This is a genomic window from Agromyces sp. S2-1-8 (assembly GCF_021129215.1).
GTDB classification, from domain to species: Bacteria; Actinomycetota; Actinomycetes; order Actinomycetales; family Microbacteriaceae; genus Agromyces; species Agromyces chromiiresistens.
The window spans coordinates 3,772,047-3,794,987 of record NZ_JAJOLP010000001.1; the positions used below are offsets into that span (position 1 = coordinate 3,772,047).

Annotated in this window: 20 protein-coding genes; 10 read left to right on the forward strand and 10 right to left on the reverse strand. The window is 72.7% G+C overall.

The features are described from left to right. Positions 1 to 21 precede the first annotated feature (21 nt). Positions 22 to 1,332 carry a diaminopimelate decarboxylase gene (lysA, locus tag LR269_RS17150; protein WP_231431965.1) on the reverse strand — a complete coding sequence of 437 codons (1,311 nt, stop codon included), beginning with the start codon at positions 1,330 to 1,332 and terminating at the stop codon, positions 22 to 24. 94 nt (positions 1,333 to 1,426) lie between these two features. Here lysA and LR269_RS19065 point away from each other — a divergent pair, with 94 nt between their 5' ends. Then, entirely contained in the window at positions 1,427 to 3,022 is a 1,596-nt protein-coding gene (locus LR269_RS19065; protein ID WP_231431966.1) for a CdaR family transcriptional regulator, read from the forward strand. 51 nt (positions 3,023 to 3,073) lie between these two features. On the opposite strand, the gene LR269_RS17160 is transcribed toward LR269_RS19065, so the two are convergent. The 3 genes from LR269_RS17160 to LR269_RS17170 are packed head-to-tail and all read right to left on the reverse strand — an operon-like array spanning position 3,074 to position 5,984. Beyond that, entirely contained in the window at positions 3,074 to 4,147 is a 1,074-nt protein-coding gene (locus LR269_RS17160; protein WP_231431967.1) for an epoxide hydrolase family protein, read from the reverse strand. A 56-nt stretch (positions 4,148 to 4,203) separates the two neighbouring features. Beyond that, positions 4,204 to 4,584, reverse strand: a complete 381-nt coding sequence (locus LR269_RS17165) for a cupin domain-containing protein (protein ID WP_231431968.1) — start codon at positions 4,582 to 4,584, stop codon at positions 4,204 to 4,206. Between the two features lie 29 nt (positions 4,585 to 4,613). Next, complete coding sequence (locus tag LR269_RS17170) at positions 4,614 to 5,984, reverse strand: FAD-binding oxidoreductase (RefSeq protein WP_231431969.1); 1,371 nt, start codon at positions 5,982 to 5,984, stop codon at positions 4,614 to 4,616. 167 nt (positions 5,985 to 6,151) lie between these two features. On the opposite strand from LR269_RS17170, the gene LR269_RS17175 reads away from it, so the two are divergent. Then, entirely contained in the window at positions 6,152 to 6,760 is a 609-nt protein-coding gene (locus LR269_RS17175; protein ID WP_231431970.1) for a TetR/AcrR family transcriptional regulator, read from the forward strand. Positions 6,761 to 6,820: 60 nt separating this feature from the next. On the opposite strand, the gene LR269_RS17180 is transcribed toward LR269_RS17175, so the two are convergent. Next, positions 6,821 to 7,315 (reverse strand): FBP domain-containing protein, encoded by a 495-nt coding sequence (locus LR269_RS17180; protein ID WP_231431971.1) that lies wholly within the window; start codon positions 7,313 to 7,315, stop codon positions 6,821 to 6,823. A gap of 279 nt (positions 7,316 to 7,594) precedes the next feature. Between LR269_RS17180 and LR269_RS17185 the strand changes: the two genes are divergently transcribed. Together LR269_RS17185 and LR269_RS17190 are read left to right on the forward strand one after the other, a co-directional pair. After that, positions 7,595 to 8,170, forward strand: coding sequence for a GNAT family N-acetyltransferase (locus tag LR269_RS17185; protein ID WP_231431972.1), 576 nt, complete (start codon positions 7,595 to 7,597; stop codon positions 8,168 to 8,170). Continuing rightward, positions 8,167 to 9,315, forward strand: coding sequence for a DNA glycosylase AlkZ-like family protein (locus tag LR269_RS17190; RefSeq protein WP_231431973.1), 1,149 nt, complete (start codon positions 8,167 to 8,169; stop codon positions 9,313 to 9,315). Before LR269_RS17185 ends, LR269_RS17190 begins: the two co-directional genes overlap by 4 nt. On the opposite strand, the gene LR269_RS17195 is transcribed toward LR269_RS17190, so the two are convergent. Continuing rightward, complete coding sequence (locus tag LR269_RS17195; protein WP_231431974.1) at positions 9,308 to 10,912, reverse strand: aminotransferase class I/II-fold pyridoxal phosphate-dependent enzyme; 1,605 nt, start codon at positions 10,910 to 10,912, stop codon at positions 9,308 to 9,310. The two genes, LR269_RS17190 and LR269_RS17195, sit on opposite strands and share 8 nt — an antisense overlap. Before the next feature lie 93 nt (positions 10,913 to 11,005). Between LR269_RS17195 and LR269_RS17200 the strand changes: the two genes are divergently transcribed. Both LR269_RS17200 and LR269_RS17205 read left to right on the forward strand, forming a co-directional pair. Then, positions 11,006 to 11,884: a LysR family transcriptional regulator gene (locus tag LR269_RS17200; RefSeq protein WP_231431975.1), complete on the forward strand. Its 879-nt coding sequence runs from the start codon at positions 11,006 to 11,008 to the stop codon at positions 11,882 to 11,884. A 146-nt stretch (positions 11,885 to 12,030) separates the two neighbouring features. Then, positions 12,031 to 15,228: a glycoside hydrolase N-terminal domain-containing protein gene (locus tag LR269_RS17205; protein ID WP_231431976.1), complete on the forward strand. Its 3,198-nt coding sequence runs from the start codon at positions 12,031 to 12,033 to the stop codon at positions 15,226 to 15,228. A gap of 63 nt (positions 15,229 to 15,291) precedes the next feature. Here LR269_RS17205 and LR269_RS17210 read toward each other — a convergent pair whose 3' ends face one another. Further along, positions 15,292 to 15,804 carry a GNAT family N-acetyltransferase gene (locus LR269_RS17210; protein ID WP_231431977.1) on the reverse strand — a complete coding sequence of 171 codons (513 nt, stop codon included), beginning with the start codon at positions 15,802 to 15,804 and terminating at the stop codon, positions 15,292 to 15,294. Positions 15,805 to 16,114: 310 nt separating this feature from the next. Here LR269_RS17210 and LR269_RS17215 point away from each other — a divergent pair, with 310 nt between their 5' ends. Further along, positions 16,115 to 16,885: a hypothetical protein gene (locus tag LR269_RS17215; RefSeq protein ID WP_308191667.1), complete on the forward strand. Its 771-nt coding sequence runs from the start codon at positions 16,115 to 16,117 to the stop codon at positions 16,883 to 16,885. A 7-nt stretch (positions 16,886 to 16,892) separates the two neighbouring features. Here LR269_RS17215 and LR269_RS17220 read toward each other — a convergent pair whose 3' ends face one another. Further along, complete coding sequence (locus LR269_RS17220; protein WP_231431978.1) at positions 16,893 to 17,882, reverse strand: DUF5937 family protein; 990 nt, start codon at positions 17,880 to 17,882, stop codon at positions 16,893 to 16,895. Positions 17,883 to 18,033: 151 nt separating this feature from the next. On the opposite strand from LR269_RS17220, the gene LR269_RS17225 reads away from it, so the two are divergent. Both LR269_RS17225 and LR269_RS17230 read left to right on the forward strand, forming a co-directional pair. Further along, entirely contained in the window at positions 18,034 to 18,429 is a 396-nt protein-coding gene (locus LR269_RS17225; RefSeq protein ID WP_231431979.1) for a cupin domain-containing protein, read from the forward strand. 38 nt (positions 18,430 to 18,467) lie between these two features. After that, on the forward strand, positions 18,468 to 18,758 hold the full coding sequence (locus LR269_RS17230) for a DUF4287 domain-containing protein (RefSeq protein WP_231431980.1): 291 nt from the start codon (positions 18,468 to 18,470) through the stop codon (positions 18,756 to 18,758). A gap of 95 nt (positions 18,759 to 18,853) precedes the next feature. Here LR269_RS17230 and LR269_RS17235 read toward each other — a convergent pair whose 3' ends face one another. Next, positions 18,854 to 19,507, reverse strand: coding sequence for a response regulator (locus LR269_RS17235; protein WP_231432390.1), 654 nt, complete (start codon positions 19,505 to 19,507; stop codon positions 18,854 to 18,856). Then, positions 19,507 to 21,210 carry an ATP-binding protein gene (locus LR269_RS17240; protein WP_231431981.1) on the reverse strand — a complete coding sequence of 568 codons (1,704 nt, stop codon included), beginning with the start codon at positions 21,208 to 21,210 and terminating at the stop codon, positions 19,507 to 19,509. The genes LR269_RS17235 and LR269_RS17240 overlap by 1 nt, the downstream gene beginning before the upstream one ends. 235 nt (positions 21,211 to 21,445) lie before the next feature. On the opposite strand from LR269_RS17240, the gene LR269_RS17245 reads away from it, so the two are divergent. Further along, on the forward strand, positions 21,446 to 22,936 hold the full coding sequence (locus tag LR269_RS17245; protein ID WP_231431982.1) for a CitMHS family transporter: 1,491 nt from the start codon (positions 21,446 to 21,448) through the stop codon (positions 22,934 to 22,936). Positions 22,937 to 22,941: the final 5 nt, after the last annotated feature.

The window sequence follows — 22,941 nt, forward strand, 5'->3', positions numbered from 1 at the left end:
GGGTGATCGGTCGGGGATGCCTCAGACGAATGCGTCGGCCATGGCCGGCGCGTGCGTGGCGAGCAGGTCGTCGTAGGTCTCGCGGCGGGTGACGAGGCGGGCGTCGCCCGCGCTCGCGAACACGATCGCGGGCTTGAGGGCGCCGTTGTAGTTGTTCGACATCGTGTAGGCGTAGGCGCCGGTCGCCGCCATGACGACGAGGTCGCCCACCTGCGCGGCCGGCAGGGCGGCGCCGTCGACGAGGAGGTCGCCCGATTCGCACTGGCGTCCGACCAGCTGCGCGGACTCCGTCCAGGGCTCGAGCAGCCGGTCGGCGACGACGGCCTCGTAGCGCTGCTGGGTGAGCGCGATGTCCATCTGGTCGGCGAGCCCGCCGTCGACCGCGACGAACGTGCGGCCCGTGCGCTTGACGGTCGTCACCCGGTAGAGCGTGACGCCGGCGCGCGCCACGACCGAGCGGCCCGGCTCGATCATGAGCTTCGCGTCGGCGGGCAGGTGGGCCCGCGCTGCGGCGACGATCGCGTCGAGGTAGTCGGCGACCTCCGGCGCCTCCTCGTCGTACGTGTAGGCGATGCCGAGGCCGCCCCCGACGTCGTAGGTGCCGAACGTGCCGACGCTCGAGATCTTCTCGACCGCCTCGCCGAACTGCGCGACGTCCAGGATCTGCGAGCCGATGTGCAGGTGCACGCCCTCGAACTCCATCAGCGGGTGCGCCTGCATGCGCGCGATCGCCCGGGCGGCCTGGTCGATGGGCAGCCCGAACTTGGAGTTCAGTCCGCCCGTCGCCTGCGAGGCGTGCGTCTTCGCCTCGACGCCCGGGATGACGCGGAGCAGGAGCCGCTGTGGACGGTCGAGCAGTCGCTCGAGCCGATCGAGCTCGTCGTCGTTGTCGACGATGATCGCGCCGATGCCGGCGTCGAGGGCGAGCCGGAGCTCGGCGTCGGTCTTCGCGTTGCCGTGGAAGTAGAGGCGCTCGGGGTCGACGCCCGCGGCGAGCGCGAGCCGCAGCTCGCCGCCGCCTGCGATGTCGATCGAGAGGCCCTCCTCGTGCGCGAGCCGGTACATGCCGACGGCAGGCAGCGACTTCGAGGCGAACAGCACCTCGGAGTTCGGCCAGCGGTCTCGGAGCCCTTCGACGAACCGGCGGATCTGGCGGCGCAACCCCTGCTCGTCGTAGACGTGCAGCGGCGTGCCGAACCGTTCCGCGAGCTCGGTGACGGCGACCCCGCCGATCTCGAGCACGCCGTCGGCGCTCGCCGTCGACTCCTCCGGCAGGATGCGCCAGAGCTCCCCGAGGCGGGTGCCCGCAGGGGCTGGACGGTTCGCGGTCATCGTTCCTCCTTCGCGCGGCGCCGTCGCCGTCGCGGTGGCCAGCCTAGGAAGATCTCGTTCACCATTGGTTGTCGATCTCGGATAGCTTTGCGGTGTGGATGCAGGTATTTCTCCAATCGAGCGCCCACCGCACCCGCAGGTGACGCTCGCCGAGCTCGTCGACCAGCTCGGACCGCGCACCGTGACGCCCATCGGGCCGCCCGCACCCGGCATCGCCGTGACGGGCACCGAGTTCGTCGACACCGCCGAGGAGTTCGGCGATGTCTCGTCGACCCTGCTGCTCGCGCCGTCGACCGCGTCGCTCAGCACCTCGCGCATCGCCGCGCTCGCCACCGGCGCCGCCGAGCACGGCGCCGCCGGCCTCGCCCTCAAGTGCAGCGCCGAGCGGGTGCCCGCCCTCGCGGCGATCGTCGAGGCGACGGGCCTCCCCCTCGTGCGCATCGCCGACCGCATCAGCTGGCGGCTGCTCGATGCGCAGCTCACTCGCCTGCTCGGCGAGGCCGAGACGCCGCTCGCCGCTCCGCAGCGCGGCGCCGAACCGCTCTTCGCGATCGCCAACGAGCTCGCCGAGTTCTTCGGCGGCTCGGTCGCGATCGAGGACCTCAGCCGGAACATCCTCGCCTACTCGTCGGTGCCCGGCCAGCTCATCGACACGCTCCGCACCCACGGCATCCTGGCCCGGCAGGTGCCGGCCTCCCCCTACAACGACGACCAGTACCGCACCGTGCTGCGCTCCGATCGCCCGATCAAGTACCCGCGGCTCGGCGACGAGGAGCCGCGGGTCGCGTTCGCCATTCGTGCGGGTGCACTGCCCCTCGGCAGCATCTGGGCGATCGACGCCTCGGGCGAGGGGCCGGTGAGCCCCGAGCAGGACGAGCGGATGCGGCGTGCGAGCGCCCTCGCCGGCGCTCACCTGCTCGACGACCTCCGCGCGCACGCGACCGACCAGCGACCGCGCGAGGACCGCTTGCGCACCCTGCTCACGGGCATCGACCTCACCGGCACCGAGTTCGCCGAGCTCGGCATCGACGAGGAGCGCGGCGCCGCGCTGCTCGCCTTCGAGGTGCCGAGCGCGGGCCCGACCGCGATCGCCCAGCTCCGTTCGACCGTCATCCGCCACCTCGTGCTGCACCGGCCCGACGCCGTGGCCGTCGCCCATCGCTCACGCGTCTACGCGCTGTTCGCCGCGCGCACCGTCGACGAGGCGACGGCCCTCGCCGAACCGCTGCTGCCGCTCGTCGACCGCCTCGTCGGCGAGGGCGCTCGCATCGCGGTCACGGGGCCGGCTCACCGATCCGGCGATGTCGCGGGGGTCCGCGAGCTCGCCGACCGGCTGCTCGACGTCGCGGGGCGCGACGCGGCATCCGGGCGCCGCATCGTCAGCGCGGCGAGCCTGCGGCCGCTGCTCGTCGTCGACCGCGTCGCCGAGCTGCTCGCCGACGGTGTCGAACTGCGCGATCCCGGGCTCGACGCCCTGCACGGGTCGGCGGCGACGCGGGCCGTCGCCGAGACCCTGCTCGTGTGGCTCGAGTGCTTCGGCAACGTCGCGCAGGCGGCAGAACGCCTGGGCGTGCACGAGAACACCGTGCGACATCGCCTGCGCCGGGTCGTCGAGACGCACGGCGTGCGACTCGAGAACGCCGACGAGCGGCTGGCCGCGTGGCTGCAGCTGCGCGCGCTCGCGCGCTGACCCGCGGACGCCTCGACGACGAGCGGCGCGCGCCGAGGCATCCGACCGCGGCTACCCCACCGACCGCATGAACGCGCCGAGCTCGTCGGCGACGAGCTCGGGCTCTTCGAACGCGAGGAAGTGCCCGCCGCGGCCCGGCTCGGAGTACTGCCGGAGGTCGGTCGCGGCGCGTTCGGCGATCGACCGCGGGAAGCCCCGCATGCCCGGCTCGCTGCTGAGGGTGACTGCGACGGGCACCGTGATGTTCGGGCGGGTCGCGTTGTGCGGGTAGTCGAGGTACTGCCGGAACGAGGTGCCGATCGACCCGGTCGCCCAGTAGAGCGTGAGGATCGTGCAGAGCGCGTCGCGGTCGAACCGGGACTCGACGTCGCCGCCGCAGTCGCTCCAGTCGCGGTACTTGTCGACGATCCACGCGGCGAGCCCTGCCGGCGAGTCGGCGAGCGCGGCGGCGATCGTGTCGGGGCGGGTGGCCATGATCGAGCTGTAGCCCTCGTCGCCCTCGTCGTACGCCGCCTCGGCGTCGAAGAACGCCTGCTCGGCGGGCGTGATCGGCGAGGCGTCGAAGGCGGCCGGGAACGGCCCGTGGATCATATGCAGGCCGGCGACCTCGTGCGGGTACATGGTCGCGAGCCAGCTCGAGGCCGCGCCGCCGATGTCGCCGCCGAACGCGAAGTACCGCTCGTAGCCGAGCGTCTCGGTCATGAGCGCGTGGAAGGTCTCGGCGATCGCCGCCCTCGTGAGCGGGCCGTCGACGAGCTCGGAGTAGAGGAATCCCGGCAGCGACGGGATCACGACGTCGACGTCGAGCAGCTCGGCGAGCGGCAGCATCTCGATGAAGCTGCTCGGCCAGCCGTGGGCGAGGAGCACCGGCGGCCTGGTTGCGTCGCGACGGAGGTGCACGAAGTGCTGCCCGCGGTCGATGAACTGCGGGGAGCGGTTGAGGCGCGCCTCGGCGGCGCGCCAGTCGAAGTCGTTCGCCCAGTAGGCGACGAGCGACGCGAGGTAGGCGGGGTCGACCCCGGCGCCCCACGCCGACGCGCTCGGGGTCGTGAAGCGCGTGCGGGCGAGCCGTGCGCGCAGGTCGTCGAGCACGTCGTCGGGCACGGAGATCGTGAAGGGTTGCATGAGCCCGACCGTATCGGGTCGGTCCGACGGGCGGCGGACCGGCCATGCGCTTCGCGCTACTCGGCCGGCCGGCGGTTGTCGATGACGACGTAGAGCTTGCGCACGGTCTCGTGCACGTCCCACACCCCACGCCAGCCGCTCGGGGTGATGAGCGTGTCGCCGGCGCCGAACGTCACCGGCTCCTCGCCGTCGACCTCGATCGTCACGCGGCCGGAGAGGAACTGGCACACCTCGGTGTAGCCCTCGCGGGTGGCGGAGAATCGGCCGGGGGTGCACTCCCAGTACCCGACGTCGACGCCCGGCACCTCCCACAGCGAGCCGGATGCCTCGAGCACGCTCTCCGTCAGGGCGGTGGGCTTCGGCGCGGCGGGGCCGAGGTCGCGGGCGAGCGGGGCGAGCCCCGCGACGGTCGACGTGGCGGCGGGCAGATCGCTCATGGTGTCCTCCTGTGGTGGTTCGTCGCGCCTCAGCGGCCGGCGACGAGGTCGGCCATCTTCGCGATCGGCGAGGTCGTGGCGCGTCCGCGCTGCTCGCCGCGGTCGGCGGCGTGGTAGGCCGCGTAGATCGCCTGCACGGCGAGCCAGCGCAGCGGCTCGACCTCCCACTTGCGCGCGCGGTGGCCGACCCACGGCAGGCGGGTGAGCTCGGTGTCGTCGCCGAGCACGAGGTCGCGCAGCGTGCGGCCGGCGAGGTTCGTCGCGGTGACGCCCGTGCCGACGTAGCCGCCGGCCCAGCCGAGCCCGGTCGCCCGGTCGTGCCCGACGGTCGCCGCCCAGTCGCGCGGCACGCCGAGCACGCCCGACCACGCGTGGTCGATGGCGGCGCCGGCCGTCTGGGGGAAGAAGCGGTTGAGCAGCGCGGTGAGGCTCTCGATCGTGCGCAGCTGGGTCTCGCCGTCCTGGTCGACGTGCGAGCCGTAGCGGTACGGCACCCCGCGCCCGCCGAAGGCGATGCGGTCGTCGGCGGTGCGCTGCGCGTACATGTAGACGTGGGCGAAGTCGCCGAGGGTCTCGCGGCCGTTCCAGCCGATCTCGTCCCAGACCGCCGGAGCGAGGGGCTCGGTCACGATGAGCGACGAGTTCATCGGCAGCCACGTGCGGTGCTCGCCGCGCAGGTCGGGCGTGAAGCCCTCGGTCGCGCGCAGCACGTGCGGCGCCCGCACGGTGCCGTGGTCGGTTCGCGCCTCGCCCGGCACGATCTCGGTGACGGTCGTGCCCTCGTAGATCGCGACGCCGAGTCGCTCGACGGCGCCGGCGAGCCCGAGCGCGAGCTTCGCGGGGTGGATGCGCGCGCAGTGCGGGTGCCAGATGCCGCCCTGCACGCCGGCGACGTTGATGCGGGCGGCGGCGGCCTTCGCGTCGAGCACCTCGACGTCGGTCGCGGGCCACGACTGCTCTTCGGCGGCGGCCGCCTTCAGTCGTGCGAGCTGCGCCGGGTTGAGCGCGACCTCGAACTCACCGCCCTTGTGGATGTCGGCGTCGATGCCCTCGGCGGCCGCGACGGCGATCACCTCGTCGACGGTCGCGTTGAGCGCGCGCTGCTGGGCGATCGCGGCGTCGCGGCCGTGCGACGAGACGTACTGGCCGCGGCCGCCCGTCACCGAGTTCGTGAGCCAGCCGCCGTTGCGCCCCGAGGCCCCGTACCCGGCGAACCGGCGTTCGAGCACCGCGACGCGGAGGTCGGGCTGGTCGCGCTTCAGGTAGTACGCCGTCCAGAGCCCGGTGTAGCCGCCGCCGACGATCGCGACGTCGACGTCGAGGTCGCCGGGAAGGGCCGGCCTGGGGGTCGGCACGCCGACCTGCTGCAGCCAGAACGAGACGCCGCCGTTGACCGTCATGCGAGGTGTGCTCCATCTCTCCGTCGAGGGTGCGGCCGCGAGCGGCGGCCGGCCGAGGCATCCCGTTCGAGGAGCGAGATATCGGCGTGTTGTACAACAGTGTTTTGAAACGTACCCTCGCCATGGCAGGCTGTCAAACGAGCATCGAGCCAGCGGAGGGAGGGCCCGTGCCGATCGAGGTCGACCACGACGAACGGCTCGCCGACATCGCCCGCGCGACCGTCGAGATCGCGCGGGAGCGCGGAACCCGCGCCGTGACCCTGCGCGCCGTCGCCGAACGTCTCGGCCGTTCGACCGCGTTCATCACGAACTACGTGCCGTCGCGGGCCCACCTCATGGCGAACGCCCTCGAGCAGGCGCGCGGGCAGTGGGACGAGGAGCGCGCGGCCCACCTCGGCGACCTCGTCGGCGTCGAGCGGCTCGCGGCGCTCGCCCGGTGGATGTGCACCTCCTCCCCCGAGGAGAACGTGCTGCGGAGCCTGTGGATCGAGGTCATCGCCGATGTGCGCGGTGCGAACCGCCGCGCCTACGAGGTCGTACGGGGCGTCACGGATGCCACATACGGCAAGTTCCTCGCGGGCGCCGAGCACATCGCGCAGGGCGGCGAGCCGGTCGATCACGACGAGGCCGCGCACATCGCCGACATCCTCTACCTGTACTGCCGCGGCTACGAGGTCAAGGCGATCGAGGACCCCGGCGCGTGGACCGATGAACGCGTGCAGGCGTCGCTCGAGGTGCTGCTCGCGACGCTCGTGCTCGACCGGCGGCCCTCCTGAGCCGCCCGCCGGACCGGCTCACCCGACGCATCGGAGGAGCCGGCCTCGGAGAGAGGTCGCTCAGCCCTCGCCCGCGCCGACGGCGCGGATGAAGCCGAGCACGTTCTGGCGCAGCGTCTCGACGCGGCGTTCGCGGGCCGCCTCGACGTCGAAGCCGACGTAGGCGGTCGGCGGGCGCTTGCGGGCGTTCGCCGAGCACTGGAAGTCGGCGCAGACGAGCGTGCCGACCGTGTCGCCCTTGCGGCCGGCCTGGCCGGCTCGACGCGCGACGAAGAAGAGCACGTCGTTCGGCAGGTGCACGTCTTCGCACCAGGCGCACTGGGGCCGGGAGCGCATGCGACCCTCGGCGCGCCTCAGCATGACGCCGACGAGTTCACCGTCGACCTCGGCGACGACGTAGGCGACGTTCGGCAGCTTGCGGTCGCGCCAGCCGAGGAAGTCGCGGCGCTCCCAGTCGAGCTCGGCGAAATCGGCGGGCAGGGTGAGCGTGTTGCGCTCGCGGACGGTGGCGTTGACGAAGGACGCGCGGATCTGCGCGTCGGTGATGGGACGCATGGGAATCGGAACCTGTTCTGTTCGCCGCCCGCTCGGGCGGCCTGCTGACTCGAGACGACGACGGCCGCGGCGCTTCCGGGCGCGACCGTCGGCGGCCCAGGCGCCTGGCGCCGTGGACCGCGGGCGGGGTCATCTCATCGCGGCGCGCACGGCGCCCGATACCCCCTCACGCCCGCGAGCACTCGCGGGCAGGTCAGCACGATTCACGGTCGCCGAGTCTACCCCCGGCCGATGGGACCGTCGTCGCCGAACGTCGGCGGCCTCTGGCAAAGTGGAGCCATGGCGATCGAGGTGCGACCGGCGACGGTGTTCGACGACGTGGCCGCGGTCATCGGCCCGAAGAAGCCGACGTCCAACGTGTGCTTCTGCCTCAGCTACCGGCTGCTCTCGTCGAAAGAGAACGTCGCGCTGCGCGAGCCCGACCGCTCGGCCCGCGTGCGCGAGCTGTGCGCCGAAGATCCGGCACCGGGCGTGCTCGCCTACGACGGCGACGAGCCGGTCGGCTGGGCGGCGGTGCATCCGCGTGCCGACACGAGCTTCGCGAAGAACCGGCGCATCCCCCATGTCGACGACGTCGACGTCTGGTCGGTGTGGTGCTTCCGGGTGCGCCCGGGCCACCGCAAGCAGGGGCTCGTGCACCACCTGCTCGCCGGCGCGGTCGACTTCGCCCGCGCGAACGGCGCGCCCGCGATCGAGGGCTACCCGGTCGACAACCGCGGCGAGAAGGTCGACCTCACGATGGCCTACGTGGGCACTCGCGCGGTCTTCGAAGAGGCCGGGTTCACGAAGGCCTCCGACACGACCTCGGTGCTCTCGGGCCACCCCCGCGTGATCATGCGGCTCGATCTCGGATGACCGGAACGACGGGTGCCCCGCACCGACTCGACCCCACCACGGCGCGGCGCCTCGCGGTGCGGGCGCAACGGCTCGAGGCGACCCGGCCGACCGATCTCGTCGGCCTCGTGCGCGACCTCGACCTGCTGCAGATCGACCCGACCGCGGCGATCGCGCCGAACGCCGACCTCGTCGCATGGAGCCGGCTCGGCGGCTCCTACCGGCCGAGCGACCTCGTCGAGGCGCTCGAGCACGACCGCACGCTCTTCGAGCTCGACGCCCTCATCCGGCCGATCGACGCCCTCGAACTGCTGCGGCCCGAGATGGCGTCCTTTCCCGAGTGGCCGCGCTCCCGCACCTGGCTCGAGCAGAACGACGACTTCCGTCGTGACGTCCTGAAGCTCCTCGAGGGCGCCAGGGAGCCGTTGCCGTCGCGCGACATCCCCGACACGTCGGCGGTGCCGTGGGAGTCGACCGGGTGGACCCACGATCGCAACGTCGGGCGCATGCTCGAGTTCCTCGCCCTGCGGGGCGAGGTCGCGATCGCGGGCCGGCAGGGCCGCGAGCGGCTGTGGACGCTCGCGGAGCGGGTCTACCCGACCGCCGAAGCGGCGAACGGCCGCGCGCTCACCGTCGAGGCGGCGACGGCCGAGCGCAATGCCCGGCGACTGTCGTCGCTCGGCATCGCGCGGGCCAAGAGCACGAAGATGCCGCTCGAACCGATCGACGTCGGGATCACCGGCGAGCCCGCGGTCGTCGACGGCGTTCCGGGCGAGTGGCGGGTCGACCCGGTGCTGCTGGAGGGACTCCGCGACGAGGCATCCGGCCCGCCGTTCGAGGGGCGCACCGCGCTGCTGTCGCCGTTCGACCGGCTGATCTACGATCGCAAGCGCGCTCTGCAGCTCTTCGACTTCGAGTACACCCTCGAGATGTACAAGCCGGCTGCGAAGCGGAGATGGGGCTACTACGCGCTGCCGATCCTCGCGGGCGACCGTCTCGTCGGCAAGCTCGACGCCAAGGCCGATCGTGCGGCCGGGGTGCTCGTCGTGAAAGCCGTGCACGAGGACGTGCCGTTCGATCGCGCGACGCGGCGAGCGGTCGACGACGAGATCGCATCGCTCGCCGAGTGGCTCGGCCTCGAGGTCGCGCGACGCGACGTCAGCTGACGAGCGACAGGGCGCAGTCGGCGGGCGACGCCGCGACCGCATGGCCGGTGGCGTCGGCGCCCGTCGCCCCGCGCACGACCCGCAGGGTCGCGAGGGTCGGATCGACCGCGCCGCGCACGTACCCGCCCGGCGTCGCGGCGATGCGCTGCAGGAACTCGACGACCTCGGCCGTGATGACCTCGCCCGGCAGCACGTTGGGGATGCCCGGCGGATAGGCGGCGAGCGCGTCGGTCGACACCCGCCCGATCGCGGCGGCGACCGGTACCGGCTCGCCCTGCGCCAGGAACGCCTCGCGCGGCAGCATCGCGAGCGGTCCCGGTGACGGCAGCGCGACGATGGGCCTCGCATCCCGCACCTGCGCCGGTTCGGGGGCGCCGGTCGACGCGCCGACCGCGGCCGGCCCACCCGTGGCGACGAGCGGCTCGGATGCCTCGCCTGCGGCCCGCTCGGGCGCGATCGCATGCAGCGCCCCGGCGATGCGGTCGACGTCGGGCACCACGCCGGCCCCGAGCACTGCGACGACGCACGAGTCGGTCGAGATCTCGAACGAGACGCCCTCGCGCTCGAGGCGGTCGCGCACGGTGTGCCCGTGCAGGCCGCCGCGGGCGACGTCGATCGACACGCGCAGCGGGTCGGCGTCGACGATGTCGTCGAAGTCGCCGAATCCGTCGCTCACGATGCCGAACCGCCCGCGGGTCCGGATCTCGTCGCGCAGGCGGTCGGCCGCGGCGATCGAGGCGGTGATGCGACCATGGCCCGTCTCGAGGGTCTCGCGGGCGAGGTCGAGCGAGGCGAGCAGCAGCGCGCTCGCGCTCGTCGACTGGGTGAGCATGAAGGCGCGCTCGACGAGCGGCTCGAGGTCGTCGGCGAACGGCCCGCCGGCGAGGTGCAGCATGGCCGACTGGGTGAGGCTGCCGCCGAGCTTGTGCGTGCTCGAGATGACGAGGTCGGCACCGAGCCGCAGCGGGTTCTCGGGCAGGTCGGGGTGGAAGCCGAAGTGCGCGCCCCATGCCGCGTCGACGATGAGGGGCGCGCCGGCGGCATGGGCGATGTCGGCGAGGGCGGCGACGTCGGCGACCGCGCCGAAGTAGCTCGGCGAGATGAGGTAGACGCCCTTCGGCGACTCGACGCCGGCGAGCGCGGCGCGCAGGGCGGCGGGCGACACCCCGTGGTTGATGCCGAGCCGCGGGTCGATCGCGGGCGCGACGAAGCGGGGCGAGAGCCCGGCGAGGATGACGCCGTCGATGAACGACGAGTGGGCGCTCCGCTGGCCGACGACCGGGGCCGCAGCATCGCGGTAGGCGCCGAGGGCGAGTGCGGCGATGCGGTTGCCCTGCGAGGCGCCGTTCGTGAGGAACCACGTCCGACGGGCGCCCCACGCGCGTGCGGCGAGCGCCAGCGACTCGGCGAGCGGGTTGCCGGGTCCCTTGTCGATGCCGGCGAGCAGCGGCGGCACGTCGCGGCGCAGCAGCTCGGCCCCGAACCATCCGGTGAGAGCGGGAGCGGCGTCGGGGTCGGCCGCGTGGCCGGGCACGTAGACCCGGGCGCGGTCGTCTTCGGCGTAGCGGGCGACGGCGTCGGCATAGGGCGTGGGCATGCTTCCATCGTTCCCGCTCGGAATTCAATACGGAATAGCGATTCTTCTGCAATCATCAATATGGCGTATTGATCATCGAAGATCGGAGCGAGCATGATCGACCTGCGCCAGCTGCGCGCACTCCGTGCCATCGCCGATCAGGGCTCGGTCGCCGCCGCCGCGCGCGAGCTCGGCTGGAGCCAGCCGACCGTCGCGCACCACCTCGGCGGGCTCGAACGGGCGACCGGCGCGCCGGTCGTCGCGAGTTCGGCGGCGGGCACCCGGCTGACCGTCGCCGGCAGGCTGTGGCTGCCGCACGCCGCGGCGATCCTCGAGCGCACCGACCGGGCGCTCGACGAGGTCCGAGGCGCCCTCGACGACGCCCGGCGGACCGTGCGATTCGGCGTGTTCCCCACCGCGGCCGCACGCCTGCTGCCCGCACTCGTCGCCGCGTTCGACGGCGCGGGCCTCGTCGCCCACGTGACCGAGGCCGAGCTCGACGTGGTCGAGGCGGCGCTCGACCGGCTCGACCTCGACGCGGCGGTCGTGTACACCGCCCCCGGGGAGGCGCCTCGTGCCGCCCCCGGCCATGCCAGCACCCCGCTGTTCACCGAACGCTTCTCACTCGTGATCCCGTCGCGACATCCCCTCGCCGCCGCCGACCGCGTGCAGCTGCGCGATCTCGCGGGCGAACGCTGGGTGATCGGCACCCACGACGACGATCCGATCGACGCGGGGTTCCGCGCCGCGGCGCTGCGGGCGGGCTTCGACCCGGCCATCGGGCCGCGCAGCGACGACTACCGCGTCGTCGTCGAGTACGTCGCGGCCGGCCTCGGCGTGGCCCTCGTGCCCGAACTCGCGCTGCCGCCCGAGCGCGACGACCTGGCCGTGCTCGAGGTCACGGGCCTCGAACTCTCGCGGGTCGTCTCGCTCGCGACCGCGCCGACGCTCGACCCGGCGCTCGTCGCGCTGATGGCGCGGGCCCTCACCTGACAGCACTCGCTCGAACTCGTCGAAGAATCAGCGGCTATACATCGGATCTTTAATCGGGCAGGATGGGTCCAGTCTCACCGTTTGCGTCTGAACGTCGAGCACTACCCCACCAAACACCAGATCAATGATGCTCCGGAGGTTCCCCGATGCTCCAACGCGAGATTCCGCGCCGACGCGCCCTGCAGCTCGGCGGGCTCGTCGCACTGGCCCCGCTCGTGCCCCAGTTCCTCGCCGCCCAGCCCGCCGCCGCACTGATCGGCGGCCGAGCGGCGGCCGCCGCAGGCGGAGGCATCCCCGTTCCCGACCTCTCGCCCAAGGCGCTCTGGTACGGCACCCCCGCGACCGACTGGGAGACGCAGGCGCTGCCGATCGGCAACGGGCGCCTCGGTGCGATGCTCTTCGGCAACCCCGACGAGGAGGTCGTGCAGTTCAACGAGCAGAGCCTCTGGGGCGGGCTCAACGACTACGACAACGCCCTCGCCGGCAAGCCCGACGGCGCGTACGACACGAGCGTCACCGGCTTCGGCTCGTACCGCGACTTCGGCACCCTCACGATCGCGTTCGGCGCACGACCCAAGGTCACCGCGCCCGGCGGCCCCTACAAGATCTGGGGTGCCGAAGACGTCGACAAGAGCTACGACGGCAATCCGCAGACGAAGTGGTGCATCGACGGTCCGCCCGCGCACGTGCTCTGGCAGGCCGAACTGCCGAGCGCCGCCGTCGTCTCGTCGTACAGCTTCACGAGCGCGAACGACGTGCCCGCCCGCGACCCGCAGGAATGGCGGGTGCTCGGCTCGAACGACGGCGGCACGTGGGCGACGCTCGACAGCCGCACCGGCGCACCGTTCGAGCAGCGCTTCCAGACGAAGACCTACGAGTTCCAGAACACGACCGCCTACCGCTTCTACCGCGTCGACTTCGTGCCGAAGGCGGGGGTGAGCCACTTCCAGGTGTCCGAGATCGGGCTCGGCGGCGTCGAGCTGGCGGCGGGCGGCAGCGTCTACGTGTCGTCGCCGACGGGCCACGCCGATTCCCTCGTGGGCAGCGTCGACGGCGAGGCGTCCACCGTCTGGCAGGTCGCCGACGCCGGGTCGGGTGCCGCATGGCAGCTCGAGCTCGTCGCGAAGCGGGCCCTCACGGGGTACGTGCTGACGAGCGGACCCGACGCACCCGGAGCCGATCCGCGCGACTGGGTGCTCGACGCCTCGAACGACGGGCTCGCGTGGAAGACCCTCGACACGAAGTCGGGCGTCGCGTTCGCCGCCCGCGGCGAGGCGAAGGCCTTCACGTTCGCGAACTCGACCGCCTACACCCGGTACCGCCTCACGTTCACGTCGCCCGGGGCGTTCCGCCTCGCGGGCGTCGCGTTCACGGGCAGCGGCTACTCGACGCGCGGACAGCGCAACGTGGTCGGGTACCGGCGCGCACTCGACCCCACGGTCGGCGTTCACACCGCGCACTTCGCGACCATCGGCGGCACCGTGCTGCGCGAGGCGTTCGCGAGCCGCGACGCCGACGTGGTCGTGCTGCGCTACACGAGCGACACCGCCGGCGCGCTGACGGGCACGATCACCCTCGCCTCCGAGCAGGAGAACTCGCCGACGTCGGTCGACGCCGCGGCACGGCGCATCGGCTTCGCGGGCACGATGGCGAACGACCTCAGCCACGCGGCGACGGTGCGCATCGCCGAGACCGACGGCGAGGTGACGGCCGACGGCGGGGGCCTGCGGGTGTCGGGCGCCTCGGTCATCACGCTCCACCTCGACGCGCGCACCGACTACAAGCTCAGCGCCGCCGACGGGTGGCGCGGCGCCGCGCCCCAGCCGGGCATCGACGCCGCCCTCGAGGCGGCGGGCGGGCGCAGCTTCGACGACCTGCACGACGAGCACGTCGCCCAGGTCTCGAAGCTCATGTCGCGTGCCGCGGTCGAATGGGGCGAGACGGATGCCTCGGTGCTGGCGCTGCCGACCACGACGCGCCTCGCACGCTACGGGGCGGGCGAGTCCGACCCGACGCTCGAGCAGTCGATGTACGACTTCGGACGCTACCTGCTGCTGAGCTCGTCGCGGCCGGGCGGCCTGCCCGCCAACCTGCAGGGCCTCTGGAACAACTCGAACCAGCCCGCGTGGGCGAGCGACTACCACACCAACATCAACGTCCAGATGAACTACTGGGGCGCCGAGACGACCGACCTGCCCGAGGCGCACGAGGCGCTCATCGCGTTCGTGCAGCAGGTCGCGGTGCCGAGCCGGGTCGCGACGCGCAACGCGTTCGGCGAGGACACCCGCGGCTGGACCGCCCGCACCTCGCAGAGCATCTTCGGCGGCAACTCGTGGGAGTGGAACACGGTCGCGAGTGCCTGGTACATGCAGCACGTGTACGAGCACTGGGCGTTCACGCAGGACAAGACGTACCTGCGCGACGTCGCCTATCCGATGATCAAGGAGATCTGCGAGTTCTGGCAGGACCGCCTCAAGGAACTGCCCGACGGCAGCCTGGTGGCGCCCGACGGCTGGTCGCCCGAGCACGGCCCGCGCGAGGACGGCGTGATGTACGACCAGCAGATCATCTGGGACCTGTTCCAGAACTACCTCGACTGCGCCGACGCCCTCGACGTCGACGCCGAGTACCGGGCGACCGTCGCCGACCTGCAGTCGCGGCTCGCGCCCAACAAGATCGGCAGCTGGGGCCAGTTGCAGGAGTGGCAGACCGACCGCGACAGCCCGACCGACATCCACCGCCACACCTCGCACCTCTTCGCGGTGTACCCGGGCCGGCAGATCACGGCGGCCTCGCCCGAGCTCGCGGCGGCGGCGCTCGTGTCGCTCAAGGCCCGCTGCGGCGAGAAGGAGGGCGTGCCGTTCACCGCGGCGACCGTGTCCGGCGACAGCCGGCGCTCGTGGACGTGGCCCTGGCGCACCGCGCTCTTCGCCCGCCTCGGCGACGCCGAGCGCGCCGGCGTCATGGTGCGCGGCCTGCTCACCTACAACACGCTGTCGAACCTGTGGTGCAACCACCCGCCGTTCCAGCTCGACGGCAACTTCGGCATCACCGGCGCGATCGCCGAGATGCTGCTGCAGAGCCACGACGGCGTCATCCGACTGCTGCCGGCGCTGCCCGCCGACTGGGCCGCGTCGGGGTCGTTCACGGGGCTGCGCGCCCGCGGCGGCTACTCGGTGAGCTGCGAGTGGAAGGACGGTGAGGTCGTCTCGTACGACGTCGTCGCCGACCGTGCGCCGAACATGTCGAACGTCACCGTCGTGGTGGGCGGCGAGCGCCGCAAGGTGAAGCCCGCGAACCCGACGGCCGGCAACCCGATGCGCGACCTCGGACCGGCCGCCTGACGCTTCGCTCCACCCGCAGCGATGGCGGATGCCTCGGGCATCGACCCGAGGCATCCGTCATCGTCAGGCCGAGGTGAACAACTTGAACCCGACGTGGGATGCCGCGAAGCCGAGCCGCTCGTAGAAGCGGTGCGCGTCGACCCGGCGGGCGTCGGAGGTGAGCTGCACGAGCGCCACGCCGCTCGCGCGCGCTTCGTCGACCGCCCAGCTGATCATCGCGCTGCCGACGCCGCGGCCGCGCAGGTCGTCGGCGACGCGAACGGCCTCGATCTGCATGCGGAAGGCGCCGCCGCGCGAGATCCCGGGGATGATCGTGAGCTGCATCGTGCCGACGAAGCGGCCGGCGGCATCGTCGACCGCGACGAGCGTGTTGGCGGGGTCGGCGTCGATCGCCTCGAAGCCCCGCTCGTAGCGCGCGAAGTGCTCGGGGTCGGAGCTGTCGTCGTCGCGACGCAGCGAATCGGCGGCGGTCATCGCGACGAGCGCCGGCAGGTCGTGACGGGTGGCGCGGCGGAGGGTGTAGCGGTCCCCGCGGACATCGAGGTCGACGGGAAGCGCAGGTGCGGCAGGGAGCATGCAGCCAGTCTCGCAGCGGCGCACCCCCGCCTTCGACGATGAGCCCGCCCGCGAGGCGTCCGCAACCGCTGGCGGCTGTCGGCGGTTGCGGCCAAGATGACCGCATGGACGTCATCGACTGGCTGCTCGACGCCGACCCGGCGATCCGCTGGCAGGTGCTGCACGATCTGCAGGGCGACGCCGAGGGCGCCGCCGCCGAGCGCTCGAGGGTCGCGACCGAGGGCTGGGGCGCGCGCCTGCTGCCCTGCAAGACGACCGCGGGTACTGGAACGACGATGAGTACGGCGAAGACGGAGACCGCCGCAGCGTCATGTGGTCGTTGCAGTCGCTGCACCGTTTCGGCGTCGAACCCGAGGCACCGCCGGTTCGTCGTGCGATCGCGCGCGTGCGCGACGGCGTCACGTGGCACTACTGGGGTGACCTGCCGTTCTTCCACGGCGAGGTCGAGGAGTGCATCAACGGCGGCGTGCTCGCCGCCGGCGCGTACTTCGGCGTGCTCGGCGCCGGCAGCGACCGCATCATCGCGCGGCTGCTCGACGAGCAGCTGCCCGACGGCGGCTGGAACTGCGAACCCCGCGAGGAGTCCGAGCGGTCGTCGTTCGACTCGACCCTCTGCGTGCTCGAGGGGCTGCTCCGGTACGAGCAGGCGGTCACGGGCGGCACGGGCACGGGGGCCGTCGCCGACGGCGCCGCGGCGCCCACCGCCGACCTCGCGGCCGTGACCGCGGCCCGCCGTCGCGGCGAGGAGTACCTGCTCGACCGCAACCTGTTCCGGCGGCGTTCGACCGGCGAGATCGTGCTCCCCCGATACCGCAACTTCTCGTTCCCGACCTACTGGTTCTACGACGTGCTGCGAGCGCTCGACCACTTCCGTTCGGCGGGCGACGCGCCCGATGCGCGTGTCGCCGACGCCGTCGACCTGCTGCTCTCGAAACGCGGCGACGACGGCCGCTGGCTCGCCGGGCAGCCGTGGCACGGCGAGGTGTACTTCGCGCTCGACGCCCCCGAGGGCGAGCCGAGCCGCTGGAACACGCTGCGCGCCCTCCGCGTGCTCCGCTGGGTCGACGAGGCGGCCGTGTAGCCGCGGCTCAGAGCATCGCCCCCACGAGCGCCTCGCCGAGCGGCGTGCGCAGGTGCATCACGCGGGCGCCGTCGCGGGCGGAGGCGATGAGCCCGCCCTCCCGCAGCACGCCGAGATGATGCGAGGCGGTCGAGACCGCGAGCCCGACGTCGGCGGCGACCTGCGAGGTCGTGCGCGCGGTGTGCGCCCCGAGCAGGATCTCTGCGCGCGCGGCCCCGATGAGCGCTCCGAGCGCCGCCGCGGTCGACGCCGGGTCGCGCGCCCACGTCTCGGTGACGCCGCGCGCCGGGTAGAACACGGTGGGCTGCGCGGGCGGCTCGGTGAGCACCATGCACCCGAACGACGACATCACCGAGGGCACGAGCACGAGCCCCGACCCCCGGCAGTCGAGCGCCTCGCGATGCAGGCGCAGCTCGACCCGCACGGCGTCGTCGCTCCAGCTCACCGAGGGATGCAGCTCGCCGGCCATCGCCCCGACCCCGGCGGTCGCGATGCGCCGCGAACGCACCGCGATGTCGGCCCGCAGCAGCCGCTCGAGCTGCGTCCACACGGGCGCGAGCACCGCCGCCCACACCTCGCTCCACGCGTCGGCGATCATCGCACGCGCCCGCTCGGGCTCGTCGATCATGCGCCGGATCGCCTGCTGCCGCGCGCCTTCCGACCGCGCGACCATCTTGTTGAGGTCGACGAGCATCGGCTCGACGGGCGCGACGCGCATCCTGGCCGCCTCCTCCTCGGGTTCGAGGTCCCAGCCCGGCTCCGAGGTGAGGAAGTCGGGCATGTACCCGTCGACGCCGATCACCACGGCGAGCAGTTCGAACGCCTCTCGGGGCACGCGGCCGCGCACCGCGCGGAGCCATCCCCACTGCAGCGGGTGGGCTTCGGGCCGCTGCAGCACGCGCACCGCGTGACTGAGCTCGTGACCGGGCGAGATCCCGAACCGGATCGCCGAGATGTCGCCCGGGGCCAGCCGGAACTCGACGAAGTTTCGATCCACATCGAAACACTACAGCGACGGGATGCCGCGGGCCGAGGCTGTTCGCAGACGAAACCGCCCGATCGGCCCGAGCACCGCCCCCGCGACTCGCGCCGCGGCATCCCAGAACCGGACCAACCGAACCGAACCGAACCGAACCGAGGAGCAGAGCATGAACGCCGCCGAGATCACCCTGACGCCCACCATGACCCCGCCCGTCACGCCCGTCGTCGTGCCGGCCGACGCACTCCGCATCGGCACCGGTCGCACGCGCCGATTCGTCGGCCTCGAGCACGGCGCCCGCATCTCGTACTTCTTCGTCGACAACGAGCCCGGCCAGGGCGCCGACCTGCACTGGCACCCCTACAGCGAGACGTGGATCGTGCTCGAGGGCACCGCGCGCATCACCGTCGGCGACACCGAGCTCATCGCCCGCGCCGGAGACACCGCCACCGCGCCCGCCGGAGTGTGGCACGGTTTCAAGAACGTCGGCGAGGGGCGCCTGCAGCTCATCGGCATCCACGCCGCCGAGACGATCGTGCAGACCTGGGCCGACGAATCGGACTGAGTCACCCCGCACGCCGACCACTCGAGAAGGAGAACCCCATGTCGTTCCAGGCCTACCTCGACAACATCGAGACGAAGACCGGCCTCACGCCGCGCCAGTTCGTCGAGCTCGCGCGCGAGCGCGGCTTCGACGAGACCACCAAGGCGACCCCCATCGTCACGTGGCTCGCTGACGACTACGGCCTCGGCCGCGGCCACGCGATGGCGCTCGTGCACGTCATCACGAAGGGCCCGCAGATCAGCACCAAGCACGTCGGCACCGACGGCGTGCATCGCGACACGACCGACACGCTCTGGCTCGACGGCAAGGCCACGAACCCCAACCCCTGAAGACAGCGCATCGAGTGTGCACTCGTCGCCCGGATTCGCGCCAGGAGTGCACACCCGGGCGGATGAGGCCGGCGCGCGGGCACGCGCGGGTCGGCTCAGCTCGAGCCGCTGCGATAGCGGTGCTCGGGTCGGCCGGCGCTGCCGTAGCGGAGCGACACCGTGACCGCGCCGCGCGCGGCGAGCTCGGCGAGATGCCGCTGGGCGGTCGCGCGCGAGACCCCCGCGCGCTCGGCGACCTCGACGCTCGACGCCTCACCGCCGTCGGCCAGGGCGTCGAGGATCAACTGCTGGGTGCCCGAGCGCGACGAGGTCGGCGCCGCACCGTGCAGCACGCCGAGCGCCCGATCGATCGTGTCCTGCGCGAGCGGCGACTCGACCGCGAGCAGGTTGCGGTACCGCAGGTACCCGTCGAGACGCTCCTGCAGGGTGCGGGCCTCGAACGGCTTCACGAGGTAGTGCAGCGCCCCCGAGCGCAGGGCACGACGCACCGTCGCCGCGTCGTTCGCGGCACTCAGCACGAACCGGTCGAGCCCGCTCTCACGGGCGAGCTCGATGCCGTCGCCGTCGGGCAGGTAGACGTCGACGAGCAGCAGCTCGGGCCGCCAGTCGCGGATCGCGGTGCGCGCCGACGCGATGTCGCGCACGGGCGGCAGCGCCTCGAACCCGGGCCTGGCCGAGACGAGGTCGTGGTGGATCCCCGCCACCCTGAAGTCGTCGTCGACCACGAGCACCCGCACGTCTGCGGTCATCACCGCACCTCTCCTTCGTCTCCGTCGCCCGTCGGGCGCCGGTGCATGACGGCCGGCAGCCGGGCCGCGAACACGGCGCCACGACCCGCCCCGCCCGCATCGACGAGCCAGAGATCGCCACCCCGCCGGCGCGCGAAGCGTCGCGCGAGCGGCAGTCCGATGCCGCGGCCGTGCACCCGATCGGAGGCCTCGTCGGTGTCCTCCGCGTCGTCGGCACCGTCGTCGGCGCGGCCGGCGAAGAGCCGCTCGGGGTCGGCGACGCCCCGGCCCGAGTCGCTGATCGTCACCGCGAGCGTGTCGCCGTCGTCGAGGAGCGAGAGCTCCACCCATCTCGGCTCGTCGCCCGCGACCGCGGCGGTGACCGCGTTGTCGACGAGGTTCCCGAGCACGGCGGCCACGTCCTCGGGCTCGTCGACGATGCCGACGAGGAGGGTGTCGTCGGCGACCCGCAGCTCGACGCCGCGCTCGGCGGCCTCGACCGCCTTCGCTCCGACGAGCGCCTGCAGGAAGGGGTCGTCGATCGCCTCGACCGCCGCCTCGGGCACGGCGCCGCGGCTCGACAGCTCGGCGAGGAACTCCTGGGCGTCGACGATCCGCCCGACCGCGAGCAGCCCCGACACGGCGTGCATGCGGTTCGCGAACTCGTGCCGCTGGGCGCGCAGGGCGTTGGTGGCCGTGCGCACCGCGTCGAGTCGCTCGGCGAGCGCGACGACGTCGGTGCGGTCGCGCACGACGGCGACGACCCCGAGATCGCGGTCGCCGCGGCGCACCCGTCGCGCCTCGACGTAGCCGACATGGTCGGCGGTGACGAGTTCGCCGAGCGCGAGCGGCTCGCCGTCGAGTCCCCGGCGGATGGCCTCGACGAGCGCGGGCGGCAGCTCGAGCTCTGCGAGCGGGCGGCCGATCGCCGCCTCGTCGAGCGCGAGCAGGTCTCGCGCCGATCGGTTCACCGCGCGAACGACGCCGTCGCCCGAGACGGCGACGACCCCGTCGTTCACGCCGTCGAGCACGGCCGCCTGGTTCTGCAGCAGCGCGCCGAGCTCCTCGGGCTGCACGCCGAGCGTGAGCCGTTCGAGCCGGCGGCGGATGAGGAAGGCGGCGAGCGCGGCCACGCCGAACGCGAGCGCGACGGCCGCGGCGATCGCGGCGACGAGCCCCGGCACCTCGGCGAGGACGCTGGCCGGGGCGAACCCCACGCTCACCTCGCCGACGATGCCGGCGCTCCCGCCGCCGGGACCGGTCGGGCCGGCGCCCGGCCGGTACACCGGCACCTTCGCCCTGGCGGACTCGCCGAGGGTGCCCCGCTCCCAGGTGACGATCTCCTCGCCGGCGAGCACCCGCTCGTACTCGGTGCTCACCCGCTCACCGAGCCGTGCGGGATCGGGGTGCGCGAGCCGCAGCCCGTCGTCGTCGGCCACGACGACGAAGAGCGCACCGGTGCGCCGGGCGATCTCCGTCGCCTGCCGCTGCACCTCGCCGTCGGCGAGCACCGCGGCGTCCAGCTCGGCGTCGCCGGCGTACTCGGCGACCGCCCGCCGCAACTGCGGGTCGGAGGCGACGGTTCGCGCGATCGCGAGCGCGGTCGACTGCGTCTCCGTGCGCAGCTGCTGCACGCCGATCCACGCGAACGCCGCCGCGCACACCGCGATCACCGCCGCCGCGGCAGCGAGCTGGGTCACGAGCATGCGGGTGGTGAACCTCATGCGGCTCCCTCCGCGCTCGTCGGCCCGATGGTGCGCGATCCGATGATGCATCGTCGGCCGACGAAGCACGCGCCCCGAGGCATCCGGCCCGGCACGTCGTGAGCAGAATGCGCAGAACCAACGCTACGCGCAGAACGCGGCGCAATGCGAGTTATCGGCCGGCCGGCCTCCGCAGTCCGTACGCTCCTCGAGACCCACCAGCCCCGTGCGGGCGCTCACTGACAAGGACGTCACCATGCTCGTGATCCTCGGATTCGCCATGATCCTCGTGTTCATGGCCCTCATCATGACCAAGCGGCTCACGCCGATGGTCGCCCTCATCGTGGTGCCCACGATCTTCGGCCTCTTCGCGGGCGCCGGGCTCGGCATCGGCGACATGGTGATGGAGGCGATCGGCGGCATGGCCCCGACCGCGGCCCTGCTCATGTTCGCCATCATGTACTTCGGCATCATGATCGACGTCGGGCTGTTCGATCCGCTCATCCGCTTCATCACGCGCATGCTCGGCAACGACCCGGCGAAGGTCGTGCTCGGCACGGCGCTTCTCGCGGGTGCCGTCTCGCTCGACGGCGACGGCTCCACGACCTTCATCATCACGACCTCGGCGATGCTGCCGATCTACCTGCGGCTCGGCATGAGCCCGGTCGTGCTCACGTGCGTCGCCGGCCTCATGAACGGCACGCTCAACATCGTGCCGTGGGGCGGCCCGACCGTGCGCGCCGCGACCGCGCTCAAGATCTCGCCGACCGACATCTTCGTGCCGATGCTGCCGTCGCTCGCCGTGGGCCTCGCGATCGCGCTCGCCTTCGCCTGGATGCTGGGCCTTGCCGAGCGCAAGCGCCTGGGCACGCTCGCCACCTCGAACGTCATGATCGATGAATGGGCGGATGCCGCGGCCGACGGCCGCACGAGCGCGGGTCGCTTCGGCATGAAGGTGCCTCGGCTCGTGCGCGGCGCGCAGGGCTCGGTCGGCGCGCGGGCGACCCTCGCCACGACGAACATCGTCACCGTGAGCGGGTCGGGCACGCCCGCGCCCGTCGCCGTCGCCGAGGACGAGCGCGACACGGCGATGGCCGACACGATGCTGCACCCCGACCGGCCCACGCTGCGGCCGAAGCTCATCTGGTTCAACCTCGCGCTCACCGTCGCGGTGATGGTGCTGCTCGTGCTCGACGTCATGCCGCTCGCGTTCGTCTTCATGATCGGGTCGGCGCTCGCGCTCATCCTGAACTTCCCGAAGCTCAAGGACCAGTCGGCCGAGATCGTCGCGCACGCGCCGAGCATCGTCGGCGTCGTGTCGATGGTGCTCGCCGCGGGCGTGCTCGTCGGCGTGCTCGACGGCACCGGCATGGTCACGGCGATGGCCGAGTGGGTCGTCGACATCGTGCCGCCGGCGCTCGGCCCGTACCTGGCGATCATCACGGGCGTGCTGTCGATCCCGATGACGTTCTTCATGTCGAACGACGCGTTCTACTACGGCATCCTGCCGATCCTCGCCGAGAGCGCCTCGAGCTACGGCATCAGCGCCGCCGAGATGGCGCGCGCCTCGGTCATCGGCCAGCCCGTGCACCTGCAGAGCCCGCTCGTGCCGGCGATCCTGCTGCTCGTGTCGCTCGCGAGCGTCAACCTCGGCGATCACCACAAGAAGGTGCTGTGGCGGGCGACGCTCGTCTCGCTCGTGATGCTCGTCGTCGGGGTGCTCGTCGGGGCGATTCCCTTCGGCTGACGCCC